The 15,220-nt window shown below is 60.5% G+C and carries 17 protein-coding genes; 12 read left to right on the top strand and 5 right to left on the bottom strand.

Annotation, left to right across the window (positions count from 1 at the left end; translation table 11 throughout):
* The first annotated feature begins 20 nt into the window (after positions 1-20).
* The 3 genes from DFR38_RS12895 (at position 21) to miaA (ending at position 3,135) form a co-directional block, all read left to right on the top strand.
* Positions 21-578 (top strand): thymidine kinase, encoded by a 558-nt coding sequence (locus DFR38_RS12895; protein ID WP_059285966.1) that lies wholly within the window; start codon positions 21-23, stop codon positions 576-578.
* Between the two features lie 81 nt (positions 579-659).
* Entirely contained in the window at positions 660-2,087 is a 1,428-nt protein-coding gene (sbcB, locus tag DFR38_RS12890) for an exodeoxyribonuclease I (protein WP_110313501.1), read from the top strand.
* A gap of 70 nt (positions 2,088-2,157) precedes the next feature.
* Entirely contained in the window at positions 2,158-3,135 is a 978-nt protein-coding gene (miaA, locus tag DFR38_RS12885; protein WP_110313500.1) for a tRNA (adenosine(37)-N6)-dimethylallyltransferase MiaA, read from the top strand.
* Positions 3,136-3,199: 64 nt separating this feature from the next.
* Here the strand turns inward: miaA and DFR38_RS12880 are convergent, their stop codons facing one another.
* Together DFR38_RS12880 and DFR38_RS21260 are read right to left on the bottom strand one after the other, a co-directional pair.
* Positions 3,200-3,547 carry a RidA family protein gene (locus tag DFR38_RS12880; protein WP_059286794.1) on the bottom strand — a complete coding sequence of 116 codons (348 nt, stop codon included), beginning with the start codon at positions 3,545-3,547 and terminating at the stop codon, positions 3,200-3,202.
* Positions 3,548-3,798: 251 nt separating this feature from the next.
* Positions 3,799-3,957, bottom strand: a complete 159-nt coding sequence (locus tag DFR38_RS21260) for a hypothetical protein (RefSeq protein WP_158527739.1) — start codon at positions 3,955-3,957, stop codon at positions 3,799-3,801.
* 310 nt (positions 3,958-4,267) lie between these two features.
* Between DFR38_RS21260 and DFR38_RS21255 the strand changes: the two genes are divergently transcribed.
* From DFR38_RS21255 to DFR38_RS12870, 3 genes are all read left to right on the top strand, one after another.
* Positions 4,268-4,411, top strand: coding sequence for a hypothetical protein (locus DFR38_RS21255; protein WP_158527738.1), 144 nt, complete (start codon positions 4,268-4,270; stop codon positions 4,409-4,411).
* A 323-nt stretch (positions 4,412-4,734) separates the two neighbouring features.
* Positions 4,735-6,375: an NRAMP family divalent metal transporter gene (locus DFR38_RS12875; RefSeq protein WP_059286795.1), complete on the top strand. Its 1,641-nt coding sequence runs from the start codon at positions 4,735-4,737 to the stop codon at positions 6,373-6,375.
* 118 nt (positions 6,376-6,493) lie between these two features.
* Positions 6,494-7,198 carry an MgtC/SapB family protein gene (locus DFR38_RS12870; protein WP_059286796.1) on the top strand — a complete coding sequence of 235 codons (705 nt, stop codon included), beginning with the start codon at positions 6,494-6,496 and terminating at the stop codon, positions 7,196-7,198.
* Positions 7,199-7,262: 64 nt separating this feature from the next.
* Here the strand turns inward: DFR38_RS12870 and DFR38_RS12865 are convergent, their stop codons facing one another.
* Positions 7,263-8,438 (bottom strand): DesA family fatty acid desaturase, encoded by a 1,176-nt coding sequence (locus tag DFR38_RS12865; protein WP_059286797.1) that lies wholly within the window; start codon positions 8,436-8,438, stop codon positions 7,263-7,265.
* A gap of 143 nt (positions 8,439-8,581) precedes the next feature.
* Between DFR38_RS12865 and DFR38_RS12860 the strand changes: the two genes are divergently transcribed.
* On the top strand, positions 8,582-10,180 hold the full coding sequence (locus tag DFR38_RS12860; protein ID WP_110313499.1) for a YdgA family protein: 1,599 nt from the start codon (positions 8,582-8,584) through the stop codon (positions 10,178-10,180).
* 92 nt (positions 10,181-10,272) lie between these two features.
* Here the strand turns inward: DFR38_RS12860 and DFR38_RS12855 are convergent, their stop codons facing one another.
* Complete coding sequence (locus DFR38_RS12855) at positions 10,273-10,473, bottom strand: (2Fe-2S)-binding protein (RefSeq protein ID WP_110313498.1); 201 nt, start codon at positions 10,471-10,473, stop codon at positions 10,273-10,275.
* Between the two features lie 81 nt (positions 10,474-10,554).
* Between DFR38_RS12855 and DFR38_RS12850 the strand changes: the two genes are divergently transcribed.
* The 4 genes from DFR38_RS12850 to DFR38_RS12835 all read left to right on the top strand — a co-directional run bounded on the left by DFR38_RS12850 (position 10,555) and on the right by DFR38_RS12835 (position 13,289).
* Complete coding sequence (locus DFR38_RS12850; protein ID WP_059286799.1) at positions 10,555-11,001, top strand: NUDIX hydrolase; 447 nt, start codon at positions 10,555-10,557, stop codon at positions 10,999-11,001.
* 23 nt (positions 11,002-11,024) lie between these two features.
* Positions 11,025-11,582 carry a hypothetical protein gene (locus DFR38_RS12845; RefSeq protein WP_146215978.1) on the top strand — a complete coding sequence of 186 codons (558 nt, stop codon included), beginning with the start codon at positions 11,025-11,027 and terminating at the stop codon, positions 11,580-11,582.
* Entirely contained in the window at positions 11,579-12,655 is a 1,077-nt protein-coding gene (gene mnmA / locus DFR38_RS12840) for a tRNA 2-thiouridine(34) synthase MnmA (protein ID WP_059286801.1), read from the top strand. Before DFR38_RS12845 ends, mnmA begins: the two co-directional genes overlap by 4 nt.
* Before the next feature lie 151 nt (positions 12,656-12,806).
* Positions 12,807-13,289 (top strand): hypothetical protein, encoded by a 483-nt coding sequence (locus DFR38_RS12835; protein ID WP_059286802.1) that lies wholly within the window; start codon positions 12,807-12,809, stop codon positions 13,287-13,289.
* 103 nt (positions 13,290-13,392) lie between these two features.
* On the opposite strand, the gene DFR38_RS12830 is transcribed toward DFR38_RS12835, so the two are convergent.
* Complete coding sequence (locus DFR38_RS12830) at positions 13,393-14,169, bottom strand: helix-turn-helix transcriptional regulator (protein WP_059286803.1); 777 nt, start codon at positions 14,167-14,169, stop codon at positions 13,393-13,395.
* A gap of 178 nt (positions 14,170-14,347) precedes the next feature.
* Here DFR38_RS12830 and DFR38_RS12825 point away from each other — a divergent pair, with 178 nt between their 5' ends.
* On the top strand, positions 14,348-15,163 hold the full coding sequence (locus tag DFR38_RS12825) for a carbon-nitrogen hydrolase family protein (RefSeq protein ID WP_110313496.1): 816 nt from the start codon (positions 14,348-14,350) through the stop codon (positions 15,161-15,163).
* The last annotated feature ends 57 nt before the right edge of the window (positions 15,164-15,220 follow it).

The following is a 15,220-nucleotide window of genomic DNA, read 5'->3' as shown; positions in this document are numbered from 1 at the left end:
CTTTTATCCGAAACAGACGTATGGCCAAACTGTTTTTCCGCTACGCCGCCATGAACAGCGGCAAGAGCACCCAATTGCTGCAAATTGCCAATAACTACGAAACCATGGGCAAGCAGGTGGCGCTGTATACCGCGGCCATCGACGACCGCTTTGGCGTGGGCATGATTTCCTCGCGGCTGGGCATCCAGCGCCAGGCGCACACCTTTGGCGGCGACACCGATTTCCTGGCTGTTGAGCTGGCCGGCATCAGCTGCATCCTGCTGGATGAAGCCCAGTTCCTGACGCCGGAGCAGGTCTGCCAGCTGCACCGGCTGGCGCACACCCGCAATATCCCGGTGATCTGCTTCGGCCTGCGCGTGGACTTCCAGGGCCACCCCTTCCCCGGCGCCACCTGGCTCTTGACCCGCGCCGAGGAAATCGAAGAAATCAAGACCATCTGCGCCTGCGGCAAGAAAGCCACCATGCATATCCGCATCAATGCCGATGGCAGCCGGGTGATCGAGGGCCCGCAAGTGGAGATTGGTGGCGAAGCACGCTATCGCGCGGTGTGCGGCCGCTGTTTTCATCAGGCCGACTGAAGCCGCCCACCACCACGCCTTGGCCCGTGTGCACATCGCTGCCACACTCAAGGCCCGGCCACCCACCAAGTGACAGCCTCCATGCATACTTTTTTCTGGCACGACTATGAAACCTTTGGCGCCGTGCCGCGCCAGGATCGCCCTTCGCAGTTTGCCGGGATACGCACCGATGCCGAGCTGAACGAAATCGGCGAACCGCTGATGCTGTACTGCCAGCCGGCACCCGACTACCTGCCGGCGCCGGAAGCCTGCCTGCTCACCGGCATCACCCCGCAGCACTGTCTGGCCCATGGTGTGGCCGAGCATGAGTTCGCCGGCGTGATCGAACGCGAACTGGCCGCGCCCGGCACCATCGGCGTGGGTTACAACTCGCTGCGCTTTGACGATGAGGTCAGCCGCTTTCTGTTCTGGCGCAACCTGATCGACCCCTATGCGCGCGAATGGCAGAACCAGTGCGGCCGCTGGGACATGCTGGACCTGGTACGCGCCACCTACGTGCTGCGCCCGGAGGGCATCGAATGGCCACAGCACGAGGACGGCCGCCCCAGTTTCAAGCTGGAACACCTGTCCGCTGCCAACGGCCTGCTGCACGAAGCCGCCCACGATGCACTGTCCGATGTGCGCGCCACCATTGCGCTGGCGCGGCTGATCAAGCAAAAGCAGCCCAAGCTCTTCGATTTTTACCTCAGCCTGCACAAGAAAGACGCGGTCAAGGCCCAGCTGAACCTGCATCGCCCGCAACCGCTGCTGCATGTGTCCGGCATGTATGGTGTGGAACGCGGCAATATGGCCATCGTCTGGCCGCTGGCCCAGCACCCGACCAATGGCAATGAAGTCATCGTGTGGGACCTGGCCTTCGACCCGGCCATGCTGCGCGGCCTGAGCGCCGACACCATCCGCCAGCGCATCTACACCCGCACGGAAGAGCTACCGGAAGGCGTCACGCGGCTGCCGCTCAAAACCATCCACATCAACAAATCGCCTTTTGTGGTAGCCAATCTCAAGGTTCTGGGCGCAGATCGGGCAGCGCACTGGGGCGTGGACATGGTGCAGATACAACAGCATGCCGCCAGCGCCGCCGCCCTGCCCGACCTCACGCCCATCTGGCGCCAGGTCTACCGCCGCGAAGCCGGCGAGCCGCGTGATGTGGACGAAAACCTGTATGGCGGCTTTGTCAGCAATAACGACCGCAAGGTGTTGAACAAGCTACGCTTGAAATCCGCCGCGCAGCTGACTGGTGAGATGGCCTTTTTTGAAGATGCCCAGCTGGGTGAGCTGCTGTTACGCTACCGCGCACGAAACTTCCCTGACAGCCTGTCCGGCGAAGAAAGCCAACGCTGGCAAGCCTGGTGCCGGCACAAGCTGCAGGACGGCGTGGGTGGACGCAGCCTGGCGCAGTTCCAGCAGGAAATGGCTGCGGTGCGGGCACGCGAGCTGACACCGGCCCAGCAGGACATCCTGCAACAGCTGGACCGCTATGCCACCAGCCTGCTGGCGCCACAGCCGTAAAAGCGGTTCCGGGGCGGATGCAGCTGTGCGACAATCCCGCCCCAGACCCAGCCAGTGCAAAGACCACACCATGTCACACACACCCGACGCCATTCTGTTGATGGGCCCCACCGCTTCCGGCAAGACCGGCCTCGCGCTGGCGCTGGCCCGCCATTTCCCGGTGGAAATCATCAGCGTGGATTCGGCCCTGGTGTATCGCGGCATGGATATCGGCAGCGCCAAACCCACACCTGAGGAAATGGCCGCCTGCCCGCACCACCTGATCGACATCATCAGCCCGCTGGAGACGTATTCCGCCGCCCAGTTTCATGCCGATGCCAACCGCTTGATCATGGAAATCCGCGCGCGCGGCAATATGCCGCTGCTGGTGGGCGGCACCATGCTGTATTACAAGGCGCTGCTGGAAGGCCTGTCCGAGCTGCCGCAGGCAAACCCGGCCCTGCGCGCCGAACTGGATGCCGAAGCCAGCGCCATCGGCTGGCCCGCCATGCACGCGCGGCTGGCCGTGCTGGACCCGGACACCGCCGCCCGCCTCAATCCCAACGACGCGCAGCGCATTCACCGCGCACTGGAAATCTGCCTCGTCAGCGGCCAGACCATGTCCAGCCTGATTGCCCGTGGCAAGGAAGCCGCGGCTGACTTTCACTGCCTGCCGCTGGCCCTGGTGCCGGAAGAGCGCAGCTGGCTGCACCAGCGCATTGCCCAGCGCTTCGACCTGATGCTGCAGCAGGATTTTCTCGGCGAAGTACGCCGCCTGCGCCAGGACTACCCGACACTCACGCCCGACCTGCCCTCGATGCGCTGCGTCGGCTACCGCCAGGCCTGGGACTATCTGGACGGGCTATGCAGCGAGGCCGAATTCATCGAACGCGGCGTGGCCGCCACCCGCCAGCTGTGCAAGCGCCAGCTGACCTGGATGCGCAGCCTGCCGGTGATTCCGGTCAGCGCCCAGCGCCCCGACCTGACCGACTGCGTGCTGCAGGCCTGCAGCGACTTCATGGCCGGTCAGCCGCCGGCAGACAGCCTGGCTTATCAGGGCAGCTTTTGAGCAAGCACCTGCCCACAAGAAAAAACCCGCCGTAGCGGGTTTTGTTTGGCCATGGTTTCGCAAATCAGCTGGCAGCCACCAGCTTGATTTCCACTTTCCAGGCCGGGTTGGCCAGCTTGGCTTCCACCGTGGCACGCGCCGGCACATTGCCCGCCGGCACCCAGGCATCCCAGGCGGCGTTCATCGCGTCGTAATCGGCCAGGCTGGCCAGGAAAATGGTCACATCCAGAATCTTGCTCTTGTCCGAACCCAGCTCGGCCAGCAGGGTGTCGATCTGGGCAAGCACATTGGCGGTCTGCGCCTGGGCATCGGCCTCGGTGTTTTCCGGCACCTGGCCAGCCAGGAAAATCATGCCATTGCAAACGGCCGCCTCGGCCAGACGTGCGCCCTGCTTGTGACGATAGATGCTCATGCTGCTTCCCTCTTGCTACGGGTGGTGGGTAAAAGCGCGATTTTACCGATAATGGCGCGCGCTGAAAGCCCGTTTTCAATAGCACAGGGGCATCAGGCGCGCTTCCGTCCGACCTGCGCGGCGCCATTTTGTCAAAAGCGCAAAAAAACATAAAAGCAGCGTTGACATGGCAAAAAGCATGGGAATAGAATCCGCCCTATCTTATTTTTCAGGTTTACTGCCTTGGACTGCCAGAGTCGTCAACAACGTTTTCAGTTTACTCGGTAAGACACGCGTCGTATTCCTTCGCCGCCGTCCTGCCGAATAAGCAGGCCGGTGCGCTTCCAGATTTCTTGCAGCACACCCCCTAAAAAACCAGCAGCCCGTGTTGTGCCCTGCCCTGTTTGCCCGACAAGCAGGTCAATGGTCATGGCCCAGCCCTCATTGCGGTGTTGCGCGGCTCCTTGCCGCTGCACCGGGTGATTCGGCTAGCCCTGCCATCGCGCAGCCATGGCTGTCGACGCCTCCAGCAGCCAGGACAGGCCGCCGCGCTGACTGGCCGCAACCCAGACAGCAAAACCTGCACCGCGATGTCCACGCGACAGAAAGGAGCCGCCATGCCATCAGACAGTTGTCGATGTGATTGCCCTACCCTTACGCCATTTTTCTCCCCGGGAAATGCCGCCATAGCCTGAGACGAGCGCGATCAGGCAGGACCCGGAACATTCCAGGAGTCTGATCATGCATTACGCCATGCTGCTTTCCTCCAGCCAGAAGCGCGAAATCACCCTGCCGGACAACTTCAAGTTGTACCAGGAAGACGAAAGCCTGTGGGCCTGCCTCGCCGGCAAGCTGCAGGCACTGAAACTGAAGTTTTTTCACTGAAACTGCCCTGTTTGCGGCACAGAAAGGATAAATATGGACCCCTACCCCAGTAGCGCGGTCGTACTGAGCGGCAAGGCGCCGCCAGGCCGGATGAGGACTCACTAGACAGCGCTCCTCTTCCTCCTGTCCGCCTCCCTTCCTTCAGTGCGACCTCCCCGCACGCCGGCCTTCCCGGCCACATTCATTGATCTTGCAGCGACTGACCTGTTTCAGGATGCCTAGATATCTTCTCTTGTCCGCGCACAAGAAAACACATCCATGCACCCAGAACTGCCGGCTTCTGCTGCCAAATGCTTGCAAAAAGCATAGTCAGGGAGTATTGCATGTCCAAACAGGATAACCGCACCGCCGTACTGGATAGCGCCCACATCGGTGACATCCGCGGCGCACTGGGCACCATCCGTCACAATGACACCGAGGCCCGCCATGGCTGGATGGCCAAATTCAAGACCCTGCTGGCCATTCTCGGCCCCGGCCTCATCGTGATGGTGGGGGACAACGATGCCGGTGCCTTCAGCACCTATGCCCAGGCCGGCCAGAACTACGGTACCAGCTTGCTGTGGACGCTGGCGCTGCTGATCCCGGTGCTGTACGTGAATCAGGAAATGGTGCTGCGCCTGGGTGCCGTCACCGGCGTGGGCCATGCCCGGCTGATCCTCGAACGCTTTGGCAGGTTCTGGGGTGCTTTCAGCGCCATCGACCTGTTCCTGCTCAATGCGCTGACCATCGTCACCGAATTCATCGGCATCAGCCTGGGCATGGATTTTCTGGGCGTACCCAAAATCGTCGGCGTGGGCCTGGCTGCGGTATTCATCATGCTGTCGGCCAGTACCGGCGACTTCCGCCGCTTCGAGCGCTTTTCGCTGATTCTGGTGGCCGGCAGCCTGCTGCTGGTACCCATCCTGGTGATGGTGCACCCGCCGATGACCCAGGTGGCGCATGATTTCCTGGTACCGCAAATGCCTGCAGGCGGCAAGCTGGCCGACGTGATGCTACTGATTATTGCCATTGTCGGTACCACCGTGGCACCGTGGCAGCTGTTCTTCCAGCAAAGCTATCTGATCGACAAGCGCATCACCCCGCGCTTCATCTCCTATGAGCGTGCCGACCTGTGGCTGGGCATTGCACTGGTGGTGATTGGCGCCGTGGCGATGATTGCCTTCACCGCCATGGTGTTCATGGGTCATCCGGAGTTCGGCAACTTCCAGGATGCCGGTGCGGTGGCCAGCGGTCTGGCCAAATACTACGGTCGCCTGCCCGGCACGCTGTTCGCCGTCGCCCTGATTGACGCCAGCATCATCGGTGCCATGGCGGTATCGCTGTCCACCGCTTATGCGCTGGGCGATGTACTGAGCCTGAAACACTCGCTGCACCGCAAGCCGGGTGACGCCAAGGGCTTCTATGCCATGTATTGCGGGCTGATCGTGCTGGCGGCGGCACTGGTGCTGATTCCGGGCGTGCCGCTGGGCCTGCTGACCAATGCCGTGCAAACCCTGGCTGGGGTGCTGTTGCCCAGCGCCACCGTCTTCCTGCTATTGCTGTGCAATGACAAGGATGTACTGGGCCCGTGGGTGAACGGCCGCTTCTTCAATGTGCTGTCGGCCATCATCGTGGCGGTACTGGTGCTGCTGTCCATCATCCTGACTGCGGCGGTGGTCTTCCCCGACATGTCAGGCGAAACCATCAGCAATATCCTGATTGGCGGCAGCGTGATCGGCATGATCATTGCCATCGTGGTGAACGTGCTGCATGCCCGCGAAGAAATGGAAAAGGGCGAGGTTCCGCAGCACAAGGCGCGCAAAGTCGATCTGCATCACCTGCATACCTGGCGCATGCCGGCACTGGACCAGCTGCCCCCGCTGGTGCTGTCACAGCGCAACAAGCTGTGGATGGCCGTACTGCGCGGCTATCTGCTGGCGGCCATGGGCATGGTGATCTACAAGGTCGTCGCCTCCATGCTGTAACGACCGGGCAGGACGCCAGGGTCCTGCCATCCCGCATGACAGCTGGTGGTTTCGTCAGATTGCAATCGCCAGCTGTTACACATACACCTGCACCAGACCATCACAACAGGAGGGCTGCATGCACTTCGATTTTGCTGTTTTTACCCACTCCTTCATCGCCCTGGTGACGGCTTTCCTGCTCGGCTCGGCCATCGGCTACGAGCGCCAGGTGCGCCAGCGTACCGCCGGCCTGCGCACCAATGCGCTGGTTGCCGTGGGCGCTGCCGCTTTTGTTGATCTGGCCGTGCGGCTGGGTGGTAATGACGGTGCCACCCATGTGGTGGCCTATGTGGTGTCCGGCGTGGGTTTTCTCGGCGCCGGCACCATCATGAAGGAAGGGCTGAATGTACGCGGCCTGAATACCGCCGCCACCTTGTGGGGCTCGGCGGCGGCCGGTGCCTGCGCCGGAGCCGGCCTGCTGGATGCGGCACTGCTGGACGCCGTGTTCGTACTGGCCGCCAACACCCTGCTGCGGCCGGTGGTCAACTCGATCAACCGCACCCCACTGGACGATGAGCACAGCGAAGTCACCTACCAGCTATGCGTGATCAGCGAGGACGAACAGCAGAAACTGGCCTTCACCCTGATCGACCAGTTGCTGGAGCAGGCGCAGTACCCGCTGGGCGACATGAATGTCGAGCCGTTTGGGGATGATGATGTGGAAATCACCGCCACCCTGTTGTCGACATCGGCCGATTCGGCCGTGCTGGAGCGGATTGCCAGCCAGCTGGCGGCCAAGCCCTATATCAAGCAGGCTTACTGGAACCAGAGCATTACCGAGTAATACGGTCCTGCCCATGAAAAATCCCGCCTGCGGCGGGATTATCTGTGTGGTGCAGGGGTATTTCTCAGGCCACGGCCGTCATGCGCAGACTCTGGGCAAACCGCTCCAGCGCGGCAATGCCGGACTGTTCGGCGCGCACACACCAGTCCTGCAGCTCATGCAGCAATTGCTCGCGACTAAGCGAGGATCGCTCCCACAAGCGGCACAGCTCCTGGCGCATGGTGTAGACGGTATGCAAGGTTTCGCTGTGCTGCAGCACCGCTGCCAGCTGTGCCTTGTCGCCAGACGGCGTGTCCTTGGCATCCTGCTTCAGCCATACCTTCATCTTGCGCGTCATGTCATCCATGTCCGGCAGGCTGATCTTTTCCAGCTCGCTGCGATACACCTCTTTCAGCTCGCGGGCATAGCGCGAGGCAATGGCATAGCGGTTGGCGATGATGGCCTGCAGATGTTCCAGATCCAGCTGCGTCCGGCTGGCATCCTGCACCAGGCGCGGTGCCACGCGGCGCACCTTGGCCAGATGGCAGATTTCCAGCATGCGGATATACATCCAGCCGATGTCAAACTCGTACCACTTGTAAGACAGCTTGGCCGAGGTGCCGAAGGTGTGGTGATTATTGTGCAGCTCTTCACCACCCACGATGATGCCCCAGGGAATCAGGTTGGTAGAGGCATCTTCGTTTTCGAAGTTGCGATAGCCCCACCAGTGCCCCAGGCCATTGATGACGCCGGCGGCCCAGAAGGGAATCCACAGCATCTGCACCGCCCAGATCGACAGACCAGCCGGGCCGAACAGCAACAGGTCGATGCCCAGCATCAGGAAGATGCCCTTGCCAAAATGCGGTGCATACAGCTTGCGCTCCAGCCAGTCGTCCGGCGTGCCATGGCCAAACTTGTCCATGATGGACTGATCCTTGCAGGCGGCACGGTACAGCTCCACCCCCTCCCACAGCACTTTCTTGATACCGAGGATCTGCGGGCTGTGCGGGTCTTCTGCGGTTTCACACTTGGCGTGATGCTTGCGGTGGATGGCCGCCCACTGTTTGGTGACCATGCCGGTGGTCAGCCACAGCCAGAAGCGGAAAAAGTGGCTGGCAAGCGGATGCAGGTCCAGCGCGCGGTGCGCCTGATGGCGATGCAGGAAGATGGTGACCGACACGATGGTGATATGAGTGAGGATCAGTGCAGCAACGATATAACCCCACCACGGGAGATCAAGCAAACCGTTAAGCCAATGCATGAGGGCCGGCAACCTTGTAATTTGGACAATCCTCCATTTTAACCAATTGATCCGGCAGTGTCAGACTGTTTTCTACGGTTCGACTTGTGGCGCGCTTGGTGTACCATAGGGCCTTATTCCACACACCCTTCAGAAAAACGCTTGTGTTGCCAAAACGACGTCTGATTATTGCGGGAGCCACCCTGGGTGGCCTGTTGGTGTTCAATGGGGCCGCCGCCTTCTGGGCTGGCATGAAAGCCGAGGACACGCTGGAGGAACAGCACAAGATGCTGGCCAGCCTGCCGCTGTTCAAGGTGAAGTCGCACAGCTATGACCGTGGCTGGTTCTCCTCCACCGAAACCACCGAGCTGGAGTTCAACCGCCGCCTGTCCGGGCCGTATGAAAACATGCTGCCGGACAACTTCAAGCCGCTGCTGAACTCCACCATCAAGTTCACCAACCACATCAAGCATGGCCCCTTCCCCGGCCTGTCCAGCCTGGACTTCCGTCCTGCGCGTGCGCTGGTCACCACGGAATTTGCCATGAGCGATGCCACTCGCAAGACGCTCAAGACCTTTTTTGGCGACAAGGACCCGATTACCGTTACCAACCGGCTGGGCTTTGGCGGTGGCGGCGAGCTGCATGTCGACGTTCCGTCCTTCGATTACGAAGAGGCGCTGTCCGGCGTCAAGATGAAATGGAAAGGCTTTGACCTGAAGCTGGACTACGCCTCCGGCTACAAGGAATACAAGACCGAAGCCAATTCGCCGGGCTTCCTGCTAGAAGCCTCCAGCAAGGGCAGCGTGGCGTTTGATGGTGTGCGCTATGTCTCCGACATCCGCCCTGGTGCCACCGGCATCAAGCTGGGCACCAGCGAACTGACCGTGGGCAATGTGCAGCTCAACTGGAAGGACAGCGTTCCTTACAGCATCAAGCTGAACGAACTGGTTTACCTGATGACGCGCATGCGCGTGGGCGAATTCATCAATCCGTCCGGCGAATTCAAGCCGTCGGCGGTATCGCTGAAGAATTTCCGCTACCAGATCGTCAGCAGCGAACAGGATGAATTCATCAATACCCGCGGCAAGCTGGATTTTGCCGAATTCAACTACAACGACCAGCATTACGGCCCGCTGCGGCTGGATGTGTCGGCCAATCACCTGCACGGCCCCACCCTGCTCAAGCTGGATCAGGCCATCAGCCAGATTCCGTTCGAGGGCGTGGACCCGGCGGTATTGCGCAAGCAGTACATCGACACCATCAAGCACACCGGCATTCCGCTGCTCACCAACAATCCGAAACTGGTGATCAACGACTTCTATCTGAAGATGCCCAGTGGTGAAACCACGCTGCAAGGCAGCCTGGGACTGAATGGCCTGCAGGAAGCCGACCTCAACAACTCCACCGCCTTCCTCAAGCGCTTTGAAGTGGAAGCCAAGCTCAGCCTGCCGCGCAAGACGCTGGAAAACCTGGTGGTGGCCCAGGCGCGCACCCTGTTCATGGTGGACCAGAGCGCCGAAGTGCAGCCGAACATGAGCGAAGTGGAAGACCTGGCGCGCAGCCTGCTGGACAGCCAGCTGACGCAGTGGAAGGACGAAAAGTTCATCAACGAGGACAAGGGGCAGATTTCCACCCAGCTCAACTACAAGGGTGGCAACCTGTCCATCAACAACAAGAAAGTGGGCCTGCCGTGGGAAGAGCAGGAAGACCCGGCACCGACTGCCTCGGCCCCTGCAGCCAAGGCCGCCAGCGCCGCCAAATAGGCGGATGGCAGACGTGACAAAGGGGGCTGCTGCCCCCTTTTTTCATTGCTGAGCAGACCGCGCCGCGGAGGCGCCTGCCACGACAGGCCGAATCAGGCGGCCGCCCGCGCCGGATGGCTGGCAGCCAGCTGCTGCAGGGTTTCCTTGCGCAGCTGATTGGCGCAGCAGGCACACTTGCCACATTCGGCAGCCACGCCCAGCTCTGCCCGCAGGTCGCACATGCGCGTGGCACCGTCTTCTACTGCCTGACGGATCTGGCTGTCGGTTACCGCATTGCACAAGCAGACATACATGGCTCAAACCCTTAATGAGAATAATTCTCTGTATGGTATTTTCAAATAATAACGATTGTCAATTACATTAGGAGCAGGCACATGCAATGGAAGCCAAATACCACAGTGGCCACCATCGTGGAACAGGATGGTCGTTATCTGCTGGTGGAAGAAGAAACCGAATACGGCCTGCGCTTCAACCAGCCGGCCGGCCATCTGGAACATGGCGAAAGCCTGTTTGCCGCAGCCATCCGCGAAACCCGCGAAGAAACCGGCTGGGAGGTGGAATTGCAACACCTGGTCGGCATTTACATGGTGGACAAGCCGGACAGTGACATCACCTGGTTGCGCTTTGCCTTTGCCGCCCGCGCCATTCGCCATCATCCGGCGGAAAAACTCGACACAGGCATTGTCAGCGCGCATTGGCTTACCTACGATGAGATCGCCGCCTGCGCATTGCAACACCGCAGCCCGGTGGTCATGCACTGTCTGGATGACTACCGGCTCGGTAAACGTTTCGATCTGGATCTGATCCACCATCAACCCTGAAACGGGCGGCAAGAGAGGAAACCTTGCCTCGACTTTGCCTGTTACTGCGCCACTGCCTGTGGCTGGCCATGCTGCTGGCGACCGGGACGCTACATGCGGAGCCCTTGCAGCTCTGTTATGATTACGGCTGCGCCAAACAGCTGGAAATGGAAATTTCCGGCGAGGCCCGCGACTGGCTGGCCGGACTGTTTGACGACCTGCATGACGCCACCATCGAACGCAGCCAGATCCAGCACGCAGTGCAGGCCCTGTATCTGCTGGCCGCCCAGGACAGCCCGCTATGGCACGACAAGGGGGGCGACCGCTTCGACAACGATGCCGATGGCCGCATGGACTGCATCGACCACAGCCATAACGACTCGGCCTTTCTGCACTATCTGGCGGCACAGGGCTGGCTGCATTATCACCGGGTCGACGACATCGTGCGCCGCACCCGCTATCTGGTGGCACAACATTTTGCCAGCCATATCACCGAGCAGGACACCGGCCAGGAATGGGTGGTGGACAGCTGGTTCAATTCATTCGGGGAACCGCCCGTGGTGGTGCCCCTGGCTCTCTGGAAAGAAGGATTTTCCCCGTGACGGGTAAGAAACGTATTGTCGTCGGCATGTCCGGCGGTGTGGATTCGTCGGTAACCGCCTGGCTGCTCAAGCAACAGGGCCATGAAGTCATCGGCGTGTTCATGCAGAACTGGGAAGACGACAACGACGACGAATACTGCTCCATCAAGCAGGATGCACTGGATGCCATGAGCGTGGCCGACATCGTCGGCATCGACATGGAAATCGTCAATTTCGCCAAGGAATACAAGGACCGGGTGTTCTCCTACTTCCTCAAGGAATACTCGGCCGGCCGCACGCCCAATCCGGACGTGCTGTGCAATGCCGAAATCAAGTTCAAGGCTTTTCTGGACTATGCGCTGGAACTGGGTGCCGACTGCATCGCCACCGGTCATTACGCCCGCAAGATGGAAAAGGACGGCCTGCACTACCTGATGAAGGCGGTGGACCACACCAAGGACCAGAGCTACTTCCTGTACCGCCTGCAGCAACACCAGCTGGCCAAAGCCATGTTCCCGCTGGGCGACATCCGCAAGACCGAAGTACGCAAGCTGGCCGAGGAAGCCGGGCTGCCTACCGCCGCCAAGAAGGACTCCACCGGCATCTGCTTTATCGGCGAACGCCCCTTCCGTGAGTTCCTGCAACGCTATCTGCCCACCCAGCCCGGCCAGATGATCTTGCCGGATGGCAAGGTGGTGGGCGAGCACATGGGCCTGATGTATTACACGCTGGGCCAGCGCAAGGGCCTGACCATAGGCGGCAGCAAGGATGGCAGTGGCGAGCCGTGGTTTGTCGCCGGCAAGGATATTCCAGGCAACAAGCTGATTGTGGTGCAGGGGCACGACCACCCGCTGCTGCTCAAGCCCACGCTGGCGATGAGCGATCTGTCGTGGACGCTGAATGGCGCGCCGGCTGCCGGCGAATACGCCGCCAAAAACCGCTACCGCATGGCCGATGCCGCCTGTTCGCTGTCGCCGGTGGTGGATGGCCAGGCCACCCTCACCTTCCGCGAAAAACAGTGGGCGGTGACGCCGGGCCAGTCTGCCGTGCTGTACGACGGGGACATTTGTCTGGGCGGCGGCATCATCCAGTAAGCAAGCCCGGCACCACCAGCTAAAAGCCATTGCCAAAATACGCAATGGCTATTTGTGTCATTGCGCATCGCTTCAATCATTGTTGAGAATCACTGATTCAATTGGCCACCACCACTCATGGTGGCGGTCCAATCATCACAATGGAGGCGATATGCTCAGAATACTCGTGGCGTTGCTTGCTGGCCTAACCAGCTCTGTTTTCGCAGGCAACGCTGGCAAGATGCAAATCTTCGCGACTGCCTTTCTGGATGTACAGGGTTTATTCCCGAATACGCTGCAATCCTGCTCAGACATTGCCCCGGCCAGCGTAGCCCCCTTGCAAGCCGCGTATGCACAATGGCAAGCAAAACACGGTGTATATCAACAGGAATTGCAGCAGATCATCCGCAAAAATCTGCTCCTTGAAGTTGGTGCGGAACAAACAGAACAGGCCATTGCCGCTTTCAAATATGCAGCAAGCCAACAAATCGCACCGATTCATTTTCCACAAAATTACCATTTCAAGGATGACTATTTCTGTACCCGTTCCTTACTCAGGGAATTTGCCGAAGGCACAGGTGATAGCGGTGGGCTCCCTTTGAAATTTGCCGACTATGTCAGGGAATGGAAGCAGCAATCGATACCGGCAAAATGATCAAGACTAGGTCTGGATAAGCCAATACGACATCTGTCTGGGTGGCGGCATCATCCAGTAAGCAAGCCCGGCATCACACCAAGCCTGCCACGCGCAGGCTTTTTCACGCCCGGCTGGCGCGCAGGAATACCGAGAACAGCTCGGATTGCGAATTGATGCCCAGCTTGCTGTACAGGTGTTTCTTGTGTACGCGCACGGTCTCCACCGATATCTGCAAGCGCTGGGCAATCGCCTTGCTGGAATGGCCGCCCAGCATCAGTTGCGCCACCTCATTCTCGCGCAGGGTCAGGCCCTGCCCCTCCAGCCCGACCGGGGCTGCCTGCGGGGCGGCTACAGCAGGCTTGCTGGCCGCCAATTGCTCGAAATGCAGGCGCTGGCGCATCAGGGCCAGTACCCAGGGCTGCAACAGGCTCAAGATTGCCATTTGCTCCGGACTAAAGCGCTGTCCGGCCCCCAGTGACAGACACAAGGTGCTGCCATCCTCGCCAGGCAGGTTGAACTGCACCTCATCCTCGACAATGTTCAGGCGGAAATAGCGCTGGTAGTAATCGGTAAACGGAAAGCGGTCCGGTGCCACCTCGTCCAGCCGCAACAGCCCGGCATGGCGGTACTCCAGGCTGGCGACATAAAACGGGTCCAGCCGGTACAGGCCCTGCAGATAATCCTGAAACAGCGTATCCACCCCGCCATCGGCCATGGCCTGCTCGGCCAGCACCGTGGGCGGGCGATCCGGGTAAAACAGCAGCACCACCCAGCTGTCAAAGGCCACGTAGTCGGCCAGCACGCCCAGCAAGGCTGGCCAGAACACCGGCTTGTCCAGCTGATCGATCAAACGCCCCACCGTGCGATGCCAGGCGATATCCTGCATTTCCAAAGCCACGACTACCCCAATCTGGTTACCCACTTGATGTAATTTTCATACGCAGGACAGCAACCGATACTGGGCCCTGTGCTGACAGCCCTCACGCTAGCACGCTTACCGACTTATCGACAGCCTGTTGCCCGTCACTGGCAGGCGCTGGCGATGTAGTCTGACAACAGTCAACCAAGGAGACAGCATGATTGTAGAACTGGCCCAGCTGCCCGGTGTCGATGGCGACATCCCGGCCAACACCGCCAGCGCCCTGGACGCCATCGCCCGTTGCGGGCCGGATACCCGCCTGCTGGTATTCCCGGAAACCTATCTCAGCGGCTTTCCCACGGCGGACAATATCGCCAGCCTGGCCCAGCCCATAGCCGGCCCGGCCATCCGCACCATCCAGCAGGCCGCCCGCGACAAGAACATCAGCATCGCCATCGGTTTTGCCGAGGCGCATGAGGGCCGCTTTTACAACACTACCGCCCTGCTCACCCCGCACGGCGTGGCACTGGCCTACCGCAAAACCCATTTGTGGGCTTCCGACCACGGCATCTTCACCCCTGGCGATGCCTTGGTCAGCTGCGAATGGGATGGTCTGCGCGTGGGCATCCTCATCTGTTACGACATCGAGTTTCCGGAAACCGCCCGCGCCCTGGCGCAGCAAGAGGTGGACCTGCTGATCGTCACCAACGGCAATATGGACCCTTACGGCCCGGTGCACCGTACCGCCATTACCGCGCGTGCCATGGAAAACCAGCTGTTCGCAGTAATGACCAACCGCTGCGGCAGTGGCGATGGCCTGCAATTTGCCGGTGAAAGCGCGGTGATCAACCCCTTCGGCCAAGTGGTAGCCAGCTGTGGCCGCGACCCGCAACAACTGCGCGTGGCACTGGACCTGGGCCAACTGGCAGCCAGCCGCCGCGATTACCGCTATCTGGACGACCGGCGCATTGCGCTGAGCGGTGAAGTGAGCTGCGGCGCAAACGGCCAGCGCAGCTTCCGCATCCGCCACTAGCCACGCGCTAGCAATCACCAGCAGTCAAAACAAAAGAGACAGGCTCATGACAACAAA

The organism is Aquitalea magnusonii (assembly GCF_003202035.1).
In the GTDB taxonomy this organism is placed as follows: domain Bacteria; phylum Pseudomonadota; class Gammaproteobacteria; order Burkholderiales; family Chromobacteriaceae; genus Aquitalea; species Aquitalea magnusonii.
This window is presented reverse-complemented; position numbering and strand designations above follow the sequence as displayed.